Origin of the sequence: Streptomyces sp. NPDC048643, assembly GCF_040650615.1 — a bacterium.
GTDB lineage: Bacteria > Actinomycetota > Actinomycetes > Streptomycetales > Streptomycetaceae > Streptomyces.
This window is the reverse complement of record NZ_JBEZHO010000046.1, coordinates 35,520-51,158: the sequence shown is the minus strand read 5'-3', so window position 1 is coordinate 51,158 and position 15,639 is coordinate 35,520. Positions and strand designations below refer to the sequence as shown.

Below are 15,639 nucleotides of genomic sequence, written 5' to 3'. Positions count from 1 at the left end.
GCGGACGGGGAGTCACGTGTCCGGCAGTGGAGTCTCCCGACAGCACCACCGGACCGCGCGTCCCGTGGAGCCGGTCACGCCGCTCGCGCCGAGGCAGGTGCGGCGGACGCTGTTCCGGCAGAACTGGCGCGACCTGGTGTTCCTGCACTGGCCGGCGGACCCCTTCCAGGTGGCCGGGCTGCTGCCGCCCGGTACCGTCCCCGACCTCCACAACGGCCGTACGTACGTCGGTCTGGTCTTCTTCCGGCTGCGCGACCTCACCTTCGGCGGCACCCCCGCCGTCCCGTACCTGGGTTCCTTCGACGAGGTCAACGTCCGGCTCTACAGCAGGGACGCCCAGGGGCGCCGGGGTGTGGTGTTCCGTTCGCTGGAGTGCGACCGGCTGCTGCCCGTACTGGCGGCCGACGCGTCCTTCCGGCTTCCGTACCGGTGGTCGCGCATCCGCAGCGAGTGGTTCGACTCCCGCCTGATGTACCGCACCAGCCGCCGTGGGGCGCCCGAGGCGCGGGCGCGGGTGTGGGTCGACGTCGGCGCCGAGCCCGTCGAACCCGACCCGGTCGAGGAGTTCCTGACCAACCGCTGGGGACTGCACGGACGGGCCTTCGGGAGGTCGTACTACCTGCCGAACACCCATCCGGCGTGGACCTTCCGTCGCTGCGGCCTCCTCGACTGGGACGACTCGCTCATCGCGGCGGCAGGCCTGTCCGAGCCGCGCGAGCAGCCGGTCAGCGTGCTGTACGCCCCCGGTGTACCGGTGCGTTTCGGCACCCCGGTGGCCCTTCCCGGCGCGTGAACGCGGCCGGGCGAAAGTCCGAAGGCCGCAGTGGAGAGCAATGCGATGCAGAGTCGATGCAAGTTGCCTAGATGCATCGATATTGCGGATGGTGGCAGAGCCGGAAACGCGGCTTCGCGCCGCGCGCCCGGCACGTTCGACGCCTTCGGGACGGGGCTGCCACCAGGAGCGGCCGCAGGACCGGAGGCGGGACGCCACCGCATGGTCCGAGGAGCAGTCGCCATGACCGCACAGCAGACCACCGAGCAGCCGCTGCACGGCGCTCCGTGGGCGGCTCCGGTACAGGAGTCGCTCGACGACGAGGAACTCGCCGCCGCGTTCGTCCGCGGCGACGAGCAGGCACTCGCCGCGGCCTACCACCGCTGGGGCCGCCTGGTGTACACCCTCGCCCGGCGTTCCCTGGGGGACGCCGCGGAGGCGGAGGACGTCACCCAGGTGGTGTTCCTGGCCGCGTGGCGAGGGAGGGCCGGGTACGCGCCCGAGCGTGGCGCCCTCGCGGCCTGGTTCGTCGGGATCACCCGGCGCAAGATCGCGGACGCGCTGTCGGCCCGCACCCGCCGTGCCGACCTGGTGGCGGCCGCCGGTGCCGTGATGGCGCTCCGCACCCAGGACCGGGCCGGTGAGCCGGACGCGGTCCTGGACCGGGTGCTGGTCGGCCACGAGTTGTCGAAGCTCCCCCCTGCCCAGCGGCGGGTGCTCAGCCTCGCCTTCTACGACGACCTCACCCAGACCCAGATCGCCCAGGTCACCGGGCTGCCGCTGGGAACGGTCAAGAGCCATGCCCGCCGAGGGCTGCACGGCCTGAGCCGCTGCCTCCAGGACGCCCGGGAGGACGGGCCGCGGGCGTGAGGTGACGACGGCGGGCGGCGGAGGAGCCACGCCGACGTCCGGCTCTCCGTGAACCCGGGGGCGCGGAGTGCGTCCGAGAGAGCCGGGGCGGAGCACGGTCCACGTCGTCGGTGCATCCGATGGGACGGCAGGCCGCGAAGCAGGAGCGAAGGACGGATGTCACGGTCCGGGGTCCCGTGGGCGAGCCGCTTCTCGCATGACGGGGACCAGGTGTCGGCGACGTCCGCGCGGCGGCTCCAGCAGGTGAAGAGGTGACACATGAGCGGCGCCCGGCTGTCGGGCCATCTCCCGCCCGCGGACCTCGCCCAGCATGTTCTCGACGCGGCGCGCGCACCGTGGCCGCCCGAGGATCTGGATCACCTCGGACACTGTGCCCCCTGCCGTGACCGGGTCCAGGCCTTCGAGCGCGTCGACGCGGCCGCCCGCGACAGTCTTCCCCAGGAACCTCTCGTGAGCCCGCCCCCGCGCGTGTGGGAGGCGATCCTCGCCGAGGTGCGCGCCGAGCGGACCGACCCCGCACCGGACGCCGGTCGCCGCCGGTCTTCGTGAACTCCCCTGTACGGGAGCCTTGTTGTACGCCCGCACCCCTGGGCCCGTACGTCCGTGCGCCTCGGGAGCGGAACGCCCCCGCGTGAACGCCTACATGGAGAGCCGGGTGCCCCATCCCTCCGCGACCGCGACGGCGTGCGCGACGTGGGCCGCCGCGACATCGAGCGCGGCGTGCCCGGTCGACTTGAACAGCGTGAGCTCGTCGTCGTCGCGGCGGCCGGGGCGGTCGCCGGCGAGGACCGCGCCGAGCGGGGTCACCCGGCGCTCGGCCGGGAGGCCCTGCAACTCGTGTGCGCCGGACGGTGGTCGGGTCGCCCCCGCGCCGGGCCATTCTGCGAAGAGGGTGGCGTCCCGGACGGTCGCCGCGTCCAGTTCGGGACCGTGGGAACCGCCCACCGAGCTGATGTGCGCGCCGGGGGCGAGCCACTCGCGGTCGACCACGGGACGTACGGCTCCGGTGCAGCAGAACACCGTCCCTGCCCCGCGCACGGCGTCCTCGATGCTCCGCGCGGCCCGGCCCGCGGGGTGCAGGGCCGCCGCGCTCGCCACCCGTTCGGGGTCGCGGCCCGCGACGCGGACGGGGGCCTTCGGGTCGAGCGCCGCGAGCAGGGTCAGCTGGGCCCGTGCCTGGGCGCCGGTTCCGACGACGGTCACCGGGCCCCCGTCGACGCGGGCCAGGGCGCGGGCGCTGAGAGTCGCGCTCGCGGCGGTGCGGATCTCGGTGAGGGGTTCGGCATCCATCAGGGCGAGCGGGCGGCCGTCCACGGCGTCGAACAGCGCGACGATGCCGAGGTGGCTGCTGCGCCCGGGTCGCCCGGGGTCGGCGAACACGGAGACGAGCTTGGCGGCGAGCCCGAGGCCGGGCACGTGACCGGGCATGGCGCCGAGCAGACCGTCCGGAGCGTGCGCCGCGATCCGTGGCGGCGCGGAGACCTCGTCCCGGCCGACGGCGATCAGGGCCGTCGCCACGGCGTCCATCACCCGCCGAGGATCGAGCGCGGCCCGTGTCTGCGCGCCGTCGAGAAAGCGGATCTCGCTCATGCCGGACCTTCCGGGGTCGGGGTCGGGGTCGGGGACGGCGAGGGTGACGCGGTCACCGACTCCGCCCGGTCGGCGGCCGGGCGCATCGCGTCGATCGAGGCCGACGCGGAAGCGGTAGGTGTGGAGGGAGAAGACGGAGCGGGTGATCCGGGACCGGAGAGGATCCGGCCCAGTTCGTCCGTCGCCTCGCGCAGCAACTCCTGGAGCAGGCCGAGGCGGTTTTCGTCGATCTCCGCGCCCAGACCGACCATGGTCAGGGCGCAGACCGGCGCGCCCGTACCAGTGACGACCGCTCGACCGAGCGAGGCGACGGGCTGTTCGTTGCGCCCGTACTCGACGGCGAATCCGGTGCGCGCGGTCCGTTCGATGTCGGCCAGCAGCCCGTCGGGTCCGTCCAGCGGGTGACCGTCCGCCTCGGCGGTCCGGAGGTAAGGGGCCCGGTCGGCCGGTTCGAGGGCGGCGACCAGGGCGAGCGGGCCGGCGAACCGGTGGACGGGCAGGGCCTCGCCCATCAGCCTGCTGATCATCGCCAGGCGGTCGGGGCGTACGACGTCGATCACGCGGGAGCGGTCGACCTCCGGCACCTGGAGGTTGACCATCATGCCGGTGCGCTCGGACAACCTGTCGAGCACCGGCCGGGCGAGCGCGCCGAGCGAGTTCCTGGCGGCCGAGGACGACAACCGCAGGACGGCCGTGCCGGGCAGATAGCGGTCGCCCGCGCGCAGCACCCAGCCGCGCCGGACCAGGTCGACGAGCACCCGGTACGCCGTCGCCCGGTGCAGCCCGACCTCCTCGGCCAGGTCGGTGAGGCGCGGCGGCCGGTCCGCGCGCGCCACGGCCTCGACGAGATCGAGGGCCTTGTCCACCGCGGTCCGTGTCTCTGCGGGCAATTCCGGCCCCTCCTTGTGATGCCGTCGGATGCGAGCGTACGGTAGCGCATGTTTCAGGAGACGATACGTCTGTTACGCACAGCGTAACAAGATTCGGACAGGCGTCGATCGGACGGACACGAGTCCGGCCGCGACGGGGTTCGGGCAGAGCTATGACGAGGTGAAGATGACGGACGAGGTTTCGGGCGCACCGGCCCCGCACGCGCCCGCGGTGGAGGGAACCGTCGCGGTGTACCGCGGCGCGACGCTGTTCGACGGGACCGGGCGCCCCGCCCGGCCCGGCACGTCGATCGTGGTCGACGGCCAGGTCGTCCGCGCGGTCGGCGACGACGCCGCGATCGCGGCGGAACTGCCCGCCGACGCACAGGTCTTCGACCTCGGCGGCAGCTTCGTCGTGCCCGGACTGATCGACGCGCACCAGCACATCGCGACGCCGCCCGACCGCCCCGTGGCCGAGGCCGTGCTCCGCCGACTCGTGCACAGCGGTGTCACCGCCATCCGCGACATGGCCGACGACCTGCGGCAGGTCGGTGACCTGGCGCGTGCCACGCTCGTCGGCGAGATCCCCGGTCCCGACATCCGGTACGCCGCGCTCATGGCGGGCCCCGGCTTCTTCGACGACCCGCGCACCCACCAGGTGTCGCAGGGCGAGACGCCCGGCGCCGTGCCATGGATGCAGGCGATCACGAAGGACACCGATCTGCCGCTGGCGGTCGCCCTGGCCCGCGGAACCCACGCCAGCGCGATCAAGGTGTACGCGGACCTCGACCACACCACCGTCGCCGCCATCACCGCCGAGGCGCACCGGCAGGGCGTCCCCGTCTGGGCCCACGCGACGGTCTTCCCGGCCTCACCCGGCCAGATCGTCGAGGCCGGCGCGGACAGCGTCTCGCACGTCACCCTGCTCGCCTTCGAGGGCACGGACGAGCCCCTGACGAGCTACAAGCACAAACCCCGCGTCGCGTACGAGAGGTTCGCCGCCGGCGACGACCCGCGCGTCGAGGAACTGTTCGCCCTGATGCGGCGGCGCGGGACCGTCCTCGACGCCACCGCAGCCATGTGGGCGAGCGAGGCCCTCGCGGGCGACGGCCCCGAGGACGCGGAGCGGGCCGCGGCCAACACCGAACTCGCCGCCGTACTCACCGCGCAGGCCCACCGGGCCGGCGTCGACATCGCGACCGGCACGGACTACGAGACCGCCCACGAGGCACCCTTCCCGGCGCTCTTCGACGAGCTGTCCTTCCTCGTGCGCCGCTGCGGGATGACACCCGCGCAGGTGCTCCGCTCGGCCACGCTGATCGGCGCCCGCAGCGCGGGAGCCGAGGACGTCATGGGCAGCGTCGAAGCGGGCAAGCTCGCCAACTTCGTGGTCCTGGCGGACGATCCGCTGCGGGACATCGAGAACCTGCGGAGCGTCACGCTGACCGTCAAGCGCGGCCACCGCTTCGAGCGCCGTGCGTTCGACGGCACCCACTCCCGCGCGGGGCGGCCCGCCGCTGTCCCGTCCCCCGAGGCCGAAAAGGCCGGACCGACCCACCGTGCCGAGGAGACCCGATGACCACCCTTCCCCTGATCGTCAACGCGCTCGGGCAGCTCGACAACCCGAACGCTCCCCGGTCGGCCGAGGCCGCCGCCGAGTTGAACCCCTCCAGCGAGCAACTGACCATCGACGCGCGCACCCTGGCCGACGCCCACGCGTCGGGCCTCACCGCCGTCAACATCACCCTCGGCTACACCATGGGGGACCTGCCCCCGTACGAGCACACGCTCCACGAGATCGACGTGTGGGACGGGATCATCGACGACCACGCCGCAGACCTCCTCAAGGTCCGTACGGTCGCCGACGTCCACCGCGCCCGGCGGGAAGGGCGCATCGGTGTGATCTACGGCTTCCAGAACGCTGTCGCCGTCGGGGACGACACGAGCCGAGTCCCCACCTTCGCCGAGCGCGGCGTGCGGGTCGTCCAGCTCACGTACAACCAGGCCAACCACATCGGCGACGGCTCGATGGCTCCCGAGAACCGGGGCCTGACCGACTTCGGCCGCGGCCTCGTCGAGGCCCTCGACGAGCACCACCTCATGGTCGACCTCTCCCACAGCGGTGAACGCACCTGCCTGGAGGCCGCCGAGGCCGCCCGGCTCCCCGTGTCGATCAACCACACCGGCTGCCGCGCCCTCGCCGACCTGCCCCGCAACAAGACCGACGAGGAACTGCGCCTGGTGGCCTCGCGCGGCGGCTTCGTGGGCATCTACTTCATGCCGTTCCTGAACCCGTCCGGTCACGCGAGCGCGGCCGACGTCGTCGAGCACATCGTGCACGCGGTGAACGTGTGCGGCGAGGACCATGTCGGGATCGGCACCGACGGCACCGTCACCTCCATCGACGACCTCGACGCCTACCGCGCGCAGCTCGCCGAGCACGTGGCCCTGCGGCGCGAGGCCGGCGTCGGCGCGGCCGGAGAGCGGGACGACACACTGCCGTTCGTGCTCGACCTCCGCGGAGTCGACCAGTTCCGGGACCTGATCCGCCTTCTGGAGCAGCGGGGTTACAGCTCCGGGCGCATCGAGAAGATCCTCGGCACGAACTTCCTCGACTACGCGGACCGGGTGTGGGCGCCGGAGGCCTCGCGATAGCCCACCCGCGTCCCGCGCGCGCAAGTCCGCTCCCGGGGCGCGCTGTTGCCCCCGCTCCGGCCGTGACTACGGTGGCAGGCATGAAGATCAGCGTGGTCGCCGCAGCGCGAGAGGACGACAGCCCGACAGAGGAACCCCTGAGGGTCGCGACGGTCGCCGACCGGCTCGGGTACGACGAGGTGTGGGCGGGGGAGGGGCCCACCTGGGACTCGTTCGTGCTCGCCACCGCCGTCGGACACGTCACGGAGCGCGTCTCCGTGACGGCCGGACCGGTGCCGGTCTCGGTCCGGGACCCTCTCACCATCGCCAGAGGCGCCGCGTCCGCCGCCGCCGTGATCGGCCGCCCGGTGGGAGTCGTCCTCGGGACCTCCAGCAAGCGGGTCGTCGAAGGCGTGCACGGCCGTCCCCGGACCCGGCCCGCCGCCGAACTCGCCCGGTCCGCGGAAGCCGTCCGCGCCCTTCTGCACGGTGCGCCCGGCGAGCCGATCGTGCCCGGCAGCTCGTTCCGCCGCCGGCAGCGGCCGCCGGGCGGCCCGCTCACCGTGGCCGCCTTCGGTGACCGGGCGATCGCGGCGGCCGCCGAACACGCGGACCGGATGCTCCTCGACGTCGTCTCACCCGAGCAGGTCGTCGAGCTGCGCGCCAAGCTCGTGGCCGCCGCCGAGCGTGTCGGCCGGACACCACCACGACTGGCCGCCTGGCTGCCCGCGGCGGTCGACCCCGAGCCGGAGTCGGTCCGTCAGATCCTGGGCAGCGTCGTCGGCTATCTGACGGTGCCGGGCTACAGCGACATGTTCACCGCGGCGGGCTTCGGCGAGTCGGTCGAACAGGCGCGGTCCGGCGCCGACCGGGAGACCCTGCTCGCGAAGCTCCCGCGGGAGGCCGCGACCACGGTCGGCCTGGTGGGCGACCTCACCACCGTCGAGGCCCGGATCGCCGCCTACGCCGCCGCGGGCCTGGACGAGATCGCCCTCGTCCCCGCCACCGACGGCGACCCGGGAGGCGAACGCACCCTGACCGCGCTGGCACCGGGCGCGCCGAACGGCACACGACCGAACGCCACCTGAGGAACGGCTCCACCCGGCCAGGGAACGGGAACGGGTGGCCGGTCGCGGGCGGCGGGTGACCCGCGAGCCGTCGACCGCGCCCGTACGGCGGCCCGGACGGCGAACGCTCGGACGGACGGTCCATGCACCCCGCCAGACGCTCGATTCGTGTGCCGAGGCAATCGAATCCGTCGTCAGGCCTTGATGGAAAGGCGCATCCGTTCGTAGCATCGCCGTATTCGTTCACCGGACCGAAGGAGCCCCTCGATGGACCGCACCCGGCTGCAGCAGCTCCTGGCCCGCGAGAGCGCCGAGGCCGAGCGCCGCAACCCGCGGTCCAGGGCCGCCTACGAGCGGGCCGACCATCTCTTCGGCAGGGTCCCGATGACCTGGATGAACAAGACGGCGGGGGCCTTCCCGCGCTACCTGGACACGGCTCGCGGCGCCCGTGTCACGGACATCGACGGTCACGAGTACGTCGACTTCTGCCTCGGCGACACCGGCGCGATGGCCGGACACTCCCCGGCGGTGGTGGCCGAGGCCGTTCAGGCCCGCTTCGCCGAGAGCGGCGGCGCGACCGCGATGCTGCCCACCGAGGAGGCGGAGTGGGTCGGCGCCGAGCTGACCCGCCGCTTCGGCCTCGCCCGCTGGAGCTTCGCGCTCACCGCGACCGACGCCAACCGCTGGTCCATCCGGCTCGCGCGGGCCGTCACCGGACGCCCCAAGATCCTCGTCAACAGCTACAGCTACCACGGCAGTGTCGACGAATCGCTGATCGTGGTCGGCCCCGACGGACGGGGCGCCACCCGGCCCGGAAACGTCGGCGCGCCCTGCGACGTCACCCTCACCAGCCGCGTCGCCGAGTTCAACGACCTCGCCCAACTGGAGCGCGAACTCGCCCAAGAAGACGTCGCCGCCGTCCTGATGGAGCCCGCGCTCACCAACATCGGCATCGTGCTGCCCGAACCGGGCTACCTGGAGGGGGTCCGTGAACTCACCCGCCGGTACGGCACCCTCCTCATCAACGACGAGACCCACACCTTCTCCGCGGGACCGGGCGGCTGCACCGCCGCCTGGGACCTGGAGCCGGACATGCTCACCATCGGCAAGGCGATCGGCGGGGGCATCCCGGCCGGTGCCTACGGGCTCTCGGCCGACCTCGCCGAGCAACTGCTGGGCCGCGCCGACCTCGACCTGGTCGACATGGGCGGCGTCGGCGGCACCCTCGCCGGGAACGCCCTCTCCGTCGCCGCGATGCGGGCCACCCTCGAACACGTCCTCACCGACGAGGCGTTCACCGCCATGGCGAAGCTCTCCGAGCGGTTCGAGGCCGGGGTGCGCGCGGGCATCGAGCGGTGGGAGCTGCCGTGGTCGGTCAGCCGGCTCGGCGCCCGTACCGAGTACCGGTTCGCCGACCCCGCGCCCCGTACCGGCACCGCGTCGGCAGCCGCCGCCGACACGGAACTCGAGGACTTCCTCCATCTCTACCTCGCCAACCGGGGCATCCTCCTCACCCCCTTCCACAACATGGCGCTGATGTGCCCCGACACCACGGAGCGGGACGTCGACCTGCACACCGAGGTGTTCGCCGGCGCGCTGGCCGAACTGGTCGGCTGAGCCACGCCGTTCAACCCCCGCGAGCCGAACGGAAAGGAACCGCGCGTGGACGAGATCGACAGGGCCATCCTGCGCGAACTGCAGATCGACGGCCGTATCGCCTACGCCGAACTCGGCCCGAAGGTGGGCCTGTCGGCGTCGGCGGCCCGCCAGCGGCTGCAACGCCTGCTCGACTCCCAGGCGGTGCAGGTCGTCGGCGTCACCGACCCGATGGGCATGGGCGGTCAGGCGATGGCGCTGCTCGGCATCGGCGTCGACGGGGATCCACGAGCCGTCGCCGACACGCTCGCCGAACGGACCGAGGTGGTCTACTCGGTGCTGACCTCGGGCGGCTTCGACCTGTTCGCCGAGGTCGTCTGCCCGGGCCCGCGGGAGTTGCTGGACTTCGTCAACGACGTCGTGCGGCCGGTCGAAGGGGTCCGCCTGGTGCAGTCGTTCCCGTACTTCGGCATCCACACGCACCGGTTCCTCTGGAACGTCGGCTGAACGAGCGCCCCGCAGGGGTTACGGCGCCGCACTCCGCGGCGACGTCTTCTCGGGCGTGGCGACCTGAACGCCCAGCGGGCGGGCCAGACCGATCACGCCCTCGTCCAGGCGCTGGAGATGACGCAGGACCCGGCCCGTGACGCGGTCGTGGCGCGGGAGACCCGGCGCGTCCGGCTCCAGCATCGAGGCGAGACTCGCCCCCGTCTCCGCGACCCCGTCGGCGGTCTCGTCCTCGACCCGTGCGACGAGGACGTCGATGTTGTGGCTGATGCGCCGGCCCGCGAGCTTGAGCCGCGGGTCGGCGGCCACCGTCCGGCTGTAGGGCAGGAGTTCGGCCGTCGCCGCCAGCGACCGGGCGTGGTACGCGCAGGTCTCCAGCAGAGCGACGAGGTAGCGGGCGGTCTGGCGGCGCGCCCTGAGCGGCGTGATCGGGTGCGTCAACGGCTGCGTGGAGGACCGCAGATCCTCCAGCGCCGTGTCGAGATCACGCGCCTTGTCCAGCAGGTCGAGCGCCACCCCGCCGCTCAACTGGTCGACGGCCGCGCTGCTGACGTCCCCGAGCCGGGTCAGCACGGTGGCGAGGAGCTCGTCGGTACGCCGGTCCGTGGGCACCGGCAGCACCAGGGCCGCCGCGACCACTCCGCACGCCGCGCCGAGCGCCGTCTCCTCGATCCGCAGGAAGAGCACCGAGGCGCTGTAGGTGTTGAGCAGCGTGTACAGCAGCCCCAGCATCGCCGTCACGAAGAACGACATCAGGGCGTACGACAGCGGGGCCGTGAAGAACATCGCGAAGATGAACAGCAGCACCAGCGTGAACGCGATCCAGGTGTGGTCGCCGACCACACCGGCGAGTCCGACACCCGCGACCACGCCGAGCACGGTCCCGAGCAGCCGGCGATAGCCCTTGACCAGGATCTCCCCGGTCGAGGACGTGTTGAGGAAGACCACCCAGCAGGTCAGCACCGCCCAGTACCAGCGCTGGCTGGACAGGAACTCCCCGCCGACGATGGCGAGCGCAGAGCCGACCGAGACCTGCACGGCAGCCCGAGTCGTCGGCCGCTGCAGCCCCTTGCGCGCCGACTCGTCCTCCTCGGACTCCTCGGCGCCCGCGATGGCGACGTCCTCGGCGTCCAGTTCCTCGCGGGAACGCGTCGTCTCCGGCGAGTCGTCCGACTCGTCCTGGGGCCCGTCGAGCGCCAGCCGCAGACCGAGCACGGAGCGCGCCGCCTCGCCGATACCGCGGAACACGTCCTGCACCGCGGCCGAGGCACGCGGCAGGTTCTCCTCGTCCCGGTAGCCGAGAAGGCGGTTGCGAACCTGGGCGACACCGGTGCCGCGCTCACCGGAGGCCGGGCGGGCGACGAGCAGCCGCAGCGCGTCGAGGTCGCGCCGCAGGACCGCGGTCGTGTCCTCCTGCGCCAGCAGCCGGTCACCCGGCGCGGGCAGCGGCGCGTCCGGCAGGTGCAGCGTGAGGGTGTCGGCCCGCTCGGCGCTGCGCGCGGTGAGGATGAGGACACCGAGCCGCTCCGCGGAGATCTCGGCATCGGCCACCCGGCGCTGGAGCAGCGAGGCGACCGTGCTGTCGCTCGTACCCTCCTCCAGGCGGCCCTGGATCATCATCGCGCTCTCGTGCAGCCGGGCGGTGTTCTGCCGTACGTCCTCCAGTGCCTTCTCGGCTCGGTCGGGAGTGGCGTCGAGGAGGTCGATCTGCGCGGACACCAGCTGGGCCAGCCGTGCCCGGAACGCCTCGCGCAGCCGCAGCAGGACGCGTTCGGGTGTCTCGACGACCAGCCCGAACCGGACGACGGCACTGCAGGCGAAGGCGACGGCGAGCGTCGCGACCAGCCCGGGGAGCGTGGAGAAGGTGACTCCGACGAACAGCGACACGAAGTAGATCTGGAACCCGATGAGCCCGAGCGCCCACCCGCGATCGCCGAACCGGCGGCTGTAGACCGCCGTGAAGATGAGCGCGACGAAGAACAGGTCGCCCGCGACGACATGGTGGTTCAGCCACGCGCCGAGCGTCATCGCCACGACGGCCACGGGCAGCCCGAGCAAGAGGGTGCGGGCCTGATCGCCGCGCTGCTTCTCCTTGATCGCGAACGTGCCGACCATCGCGGTCATCGCACCAGCCACCATGTGAGTGACATTGGCGCCGAGCAGGCTGAGGACGGCGAGCGCCAACGCGATGGCACCGACGGTCCGGAGGCCGGCCATCAGCCGCAACAACCCCGGGTCGGAGGCCGCGTACCGGTCCCAGATCCCCGCCCGACTCGGCCTGGTCACTGTCCTCACGCTGCGCTTTTCCCCGCTCCCGCGTCATGATCCGGAACTCCAGCATGGCATGCGGGGGTCGCACGGTCCGCGCTGCCCCACCGTCCCGCCGCCCCGGCCGGCCCGGCCGCGGGGCGCGGACCACCGGGTTCCGTCCGGGGGACAGCCGCCGTGCGCCGACGGGGATACGGGGCGGACACGGCCGGTAGCGGGTGGGGACTCAGCACGGCTCGCGCCGGAGGAAGACCTCGTCCTCGTAGCACCACGCCCAGGTCTCGCCCGGCTCCACCGACCGGACGAGCGGGTGGCCGGACCGCTCGTGGTGGGCGGTGGCGTGCTGCCCCCGCGAACTGTCGCAGCAGCCGACATGGCCGCAGGTCAGACAGGCGCGGAGATGAACCCAAGTGTTGCCCCGGGCGAGGCACTCCGCGCAGCCTTCCGCGCCGGAGAGACCCATCCCGTGCACGGCCTGCTCCAAGTGGGAGCAGCTCCGTCCCTCAGGTCGTCCGCCGTCGGCGGCGACCACCCAGCCATGTGCCGTTGCCTCGTCGGGTGCCATACGTCGAGTCTCCCCGCCCGGCACGGGCCACGCAGTCCGTCCGGGGGCGAGACCGCCGGACCGGTCCGGTCAGAAGATGACGGTGCACCATCGGTTGGCGACGGCGGACCGGTCCGGGGCGGACGGTGCCCCGTGGCCCTCGGACTGTCGCGCGGCCGGTGCCGCGGCGGCCTCGGGGCCGTGCCCGGCCCGGCGGGTCGGGGCCGCCGTGTGCTGGGGACCGACGGCCTCCGGCCGGTTGATCGGATCAGCTGGTGACATGGCCGGTGAACGAGCGAGCGCCCGGCGAGGACACGGCGCCGGAAGCGGCGCCGAGCCGGTGCCCGCGCGTGACGAAGATCATCGTTGCCGTGAATCTGTTTGCATCTGCCACGAACGAGTAAACGAGCCTCTGGGCATCTCCTGGGCTCAGAGCAGTGAAGACACAGAAGGCAGAGAGGACGCTTCATGGCGGTCACCGAGACGCACCCAGTCGATCCGGAGGCGGTCAAGCGTCATCGCACGCTGTTCAGAGCCGTACGGAGGCGCAGGAATCCCCCGCTGCGGCGGACCGACATCACGGTCACGGACGAGGCGGCGGTCAAGCGCGCGGTGAAGGCGGCGTCGCTCGGCAACGCCATGGAGTGGTTCGACTTCGGCATCTACAGCTATCTCGCCGTCACCATCGGGCACGTCTTCTTCCCGTCCGGGAACGGCACCGTCCAGCTGCTGTCGTCGTTCGCGACCTTCGCCGTGTCCTTCCTGGTCCGCCCGCTCGGCGGCATGGTCTTCGGGCCCATGGGCGACCGGGTCGGCCGCAAGAAGGTGCTCGCCGTCACCATGATCATGATGGCGGTCGGCACCTTCGCCATCGGGCTGATCCCCTCCTACGCCACCATCGGCTTCTGGGCCCCGGTCCTGCTGATCCTGTTCCGTCTCGTGCAGGGCTTCTCCACGGGAGGTGAGTACGGCGGCGCCTCCACGTTCATCGCCGAGTACGCGCCCGACCGGCGTCGCGGCTTCTTCGGCAGCTTCCTGGAGCTGGGCACGCTCGCCGGGTACGTGGGCGCGGCCGGCCTGGTCACGGTGCTGACCTCCGCGCTGGGCAGTGACGGCATGGAGTCCTGGGGCTGGCGCGTGCCGTTCCTGGTGGCGGGGCCGATCGGACTCGTCGGTCTGTATCTGCGACTGCGCCTGGACGAGACGCCGGCGTTCCAGAAGCTGGAGGACGAGTCCTCGCACAAGGCGTCGGACGCCGCCTCCGCCGTGGAGACGACCGCCAAGGGAGACCTCGCGAAGATCTTCCGTGACTACTGGCCGACGCTCATCCTGTGCATCTGCCTGGTCGGCGCCTACAACATCACCGACTACATGCTGCTGTCGTACATGCCGACCTATCTGTCCGACGAGATGGGCTACAGCGAGACGCACGGGCTGCTCGTCCTGATCGCCACCATGGTGGTGCTCATGCTGATCATCAGCCAGGTCGGCAGACTCTCCGACCGCTTCGGCCGCAAGCCGCTGCTCATGGCCGGCATGCTCGGCTTCCTGTTCCTGTCCGTCCCCGCCTTCCTGCTGCTCCAGCAGGGCAGCCTGGTGGCGGTGTCGGCGGGCATGCTGATGCTCGGTCTCTCGCTGGTCTGCATGCTGGGCACGATGTCGGCGGCCCTGCCCGCGCTGTTCCCGACCCAGGTGCGCTACGGCTCCCTCTCGGTCGGCTACAACCTCTCCGCCTCCCTCTTCGGCGGGACGACCCCGCTGGTGATCACCGCGCTCATCTCGGTGACCGGAAGCGAACTGATGCCCGCGTACTACGCGATGGGGGCGGCCCTCGTCGGTGTGATCGCGGTGGCCTGCATGAAGGAGACCGCGCGGCAGCCGCTGGCAGGATCGCCGCCCGCCGTCGGCACTCCGGAGGAGGCCGCCGAACTGGTGGAGAGCCGGGCACCGGTGCCGCGGTTCTGAGATCCGGGGCCCGTGTCCGGGCGGAGACGACCGGGTGTGTCCGACGCGCGGCAGCCGTCCTCGTACGGCTGCCGCGCGTCCGCCGTGTCCGCCGAGGATCGGCCGCCGTACGTCCGCTGTGGGTGGGCCACCGTACGTTCGGGCGGGCGGCGTCCCGCCTCTTGTGGGAGCGCTCCCAAGGCGCCAGGATGCCGTCCATGAGCGCATCGCCGAGCATTCGCCCCTACCGGCCCGCCGACCGTTCCGCCGTCGCCGACGTCTGTGTGAGCACGGCGGACGAGGGAGGGGACTCGCGTGCCCGGTACCCCGACGAGGGGCTGATGCCGGCGATCTTCGCGGAGCCCTACTGTCATCTGGAGCCTGAACTGGCCTTCGTCCTCGACGACGGCGGCCGGGCGGTCGGCTACGTCGTCGGTACCGCGGACACCGAGGCGTTCGCGGCACGGTTCCGGGAGTCCTGGATCCCGCGGGTCGCGCACCGCTACCCGCCGCTCACGGGGGCGCCGCGCACGCCGACCGAGGAGATGATCGGGCTGCTGCACACCCCCGAGCGCATGATCCTTGCCGAACTGGCCGCCTATCCGGCGCACCTGCACATCGATCTGCTGCCGGAGCATCAACGCCGAGGTCACGGAAGGGCGTTGATGCACACCCTCCTGGCCGCGCTGCACGACCGCGGGGTGCCCGCCGTCCATCTCGGCATGGTCACCGCGAACAAGGCGGCGCGAGCGTTCTACGACCGTCTCGACTTCCACGAGATCCCCGTCGCGGATCCGGGGCCGCTCACGTATCTCGGCAGGTCCACGGTGGTCGTGTAGGGGCGCGCGCGGAAAGGGAGTTGAGGATCGCGAGCGCCGCACGGCCATTTCGTGGACACCGGGAAGTCCGTGCGGCGCTCGCGAGCGGGGGCACCGGTTCCGAGGCGGGCGGACGACGACCACCCGCCGGAACCGGTGC

14 protein-coding genes are annotated in these 15,639 nt (G+C 72.4%); 10 read left to right on the top strand and 4 right to left on the bottom strand.

Annotated features, from left to right (window positions below; genetic code table 11):
* Positions 1–16: 16 nt before the first annotated feature.
* From AB0C62_RS32720 to AB0C62_RS32710, 3 genes are all read left to right on the top strand, one after another.
* Positions 17–793 (top strand): DUF2071 domain-containing protein, encoded by a 777-nt coding sequence (locus AB0C62_RS32720; protein ID WP_362979387.1) that lies wholly within the window; start codon positions 17–19, stop codon positions 791–793.
* Between the two features lie 222 nt (positions 794–1,015).
* Positions 1,016–1,642: a sigma-70 family RNA polymerase sigma factor gene (locus tag AB0C62_RS32715; RefSeq protein WP_362979385.1), complete on the top strand. Its 627-nt coding sequence runs from the start codon at positions 1,016–1,018 to the stop codon at positions 1,640–1,642.
* A 258-nt stretch (positions 1,643–1,900) separates the two neighbouring features.
* Entirely contained in the window at positions 1,901–2,191 is a 291-nt protein-coding gene (locus tag AB0C62_RS32710; RefSeq protein ID WP_362979383.1) for a hypothetical protein, read from the top strand.
* Between the two features lie 90 nt (positions 2,192–2,281).
* On the opposite strand, the gene AB0C62_RS32705 is transcribed toward AB0C62_RS32710, so the two are convergent.
* Both AB0C62_RS32705 and AB0C62_RS32700 read right to left on the bottom strand, forming a co-directional pair.
* A complete protein-coding gene (locus tag AB0C62_RS32705) occupies positions 2,282–3,232 on the bottom strand; it encodes an ornithine cyclodeaminase family protein (protein WP_362979381.1) in 951 nt (316 codons plus the stop codon).
* Positions 3,229–4,122, bottom strand: coding sequence for an IclR family transcriptional regulator (locus AB0C62_RS32700; protein WP_362979379.1), 894 nt, complete (start codon positions 4,120–4,122; stop codon positions 3,229–3,231). Before AB0C62_RS32700 ends, AB0C62_RS32705 begins: the two co-directional genes overlap by 4 nt.
* Positions 4,123–4,288: 166 nt before the next feature.
* On the opposite strand from AB0C62_RS32700, the gene AB0C62_RS32695 reads away from it, so the two are divergent.
* The 5 genes from AB0C62_RS32695 (at position 4,289) to AB0C62_RS32675 (ending at position 9,905) form a co-directional block, all read left to right on the top strand.
* Positions 4,289–5,680, top strand: a complete 1,392-nt coding sequence (locus AB0C62_RS32695; RefSeq protein WP_362979377.1) for an amidohydrolase family protein — start codon at positions 4,289–4,291, stop codon at positions 5,678–5,680.
* Positions 5,677–6,756 carry a membrane dipeptidase gene (locus AB0C62_RS32690; RefSeq protein ID WP_362979375.1) on the top strand — a complete coding sequence of 360 codons (1,080 nt, stop codon included), beginning with the start codon at positions 5,677–5,679 and terminating at the stop codon, positions 6,754–6,756. Before AB0C62_RS32695 ends, AB0C62_RS32690 begins: the two co-directional genes overlap by 4 nt.
* Positions 6,757–6,836: 80 nt before the next feature.
* Positions 6,837–7,823 (top strand): LLM class F420-dependent oxidoreductase, encoded by a 987-nt coding sequence (locus tag AB0C62_RS32685; protein WP_362979373.1) that lies wholly within the window; start codon positions 6,837–6,839, stop codon positions 7,821–7,823.
* Between the two features lie 246 nt (positions 7,824–8,069).
* Positions 8,070–9,419 carry a transaminase gene (locus AB0C62_RS32680; protein WP_362979372.1) on the top strand — a complete coding sequence of 450 codons (1,350 nt, stop codon included), beginning with the start codon at positions 8,070–8,072 and terminating at the stop codon, positions 9,417–9,419.
* Positions 9,420–9,464: 45 nt separating this feature from the next.
* Positions 9,465–9,905, top strand: coding sequence for an Lrp/AsnC family transcriptional regulator (locus AB0C62_RS32675; protein ID WP_362979371.1), 441 nt, complete (start codon positions 9,465–9,467; stop codon positions 9,903–9,905).
* 18 nt (positions 9,906–9,923) lie between these two features.
* Here the strand turns inward: AB0C62_RS32675 and AB0C62_RS32670 are convergent, their stop codons facing one another.
* A complete protein-coding gene (locus AB0C62_RS32670; protein WP_362979445.1) occupies positions 9,924–12,122 on the bottom strand; it encodes an FUSC family protein in 2,199 nt (732 codons plus the stop codon).
* 277 nt (positions 12,123–12,399) lie between these two features.
* Positions 12,400–12,636 (bottom strand): UBP-type zinc finger domain-containing protein, encoded by a 237-nt coding sequence (locus AB0C62_RS32665; protein WP_362979443.1) that lies wholly within the window; start codon positions 12,634–12,636, stop codon positions 12,400–12,402.
* Positions 12,637–13,185: 549 nt separating this feature from the next.
* Here AB0C62_RS32665 and proP point away from each other — a divergent pair.
* On the top strand, positions 13,186–14,682 hold the full coding sequence (gene proP / locus AB0C62_RS32660) for a glycine betaine/L-proline transporter ProP (RefSeq protein ID WP_362979369.1): 1,497 nt from the start codon (positions 13,186–13,188) through the stop codon (positions 14,680–14,682).
* Positions 14,683–14,879: 197 nt separating this feature from the next.
* Positions 14,880–15,500 carry a GNAT family N-acetyltransferase gene (locus AB0C62_RS32655; RefSeq protein ID WP_362979367.1) on the top strand — a complete coding sequence of 207 codons (621 nt, stop codon included), beginning with the start codon at positions 14,880–14,882 and terminating at the stop codon, positions 15,498–15,500.
* The last annotated feature ends 139 nt before the right edge of the window (positions 15,501–15,639 follow it).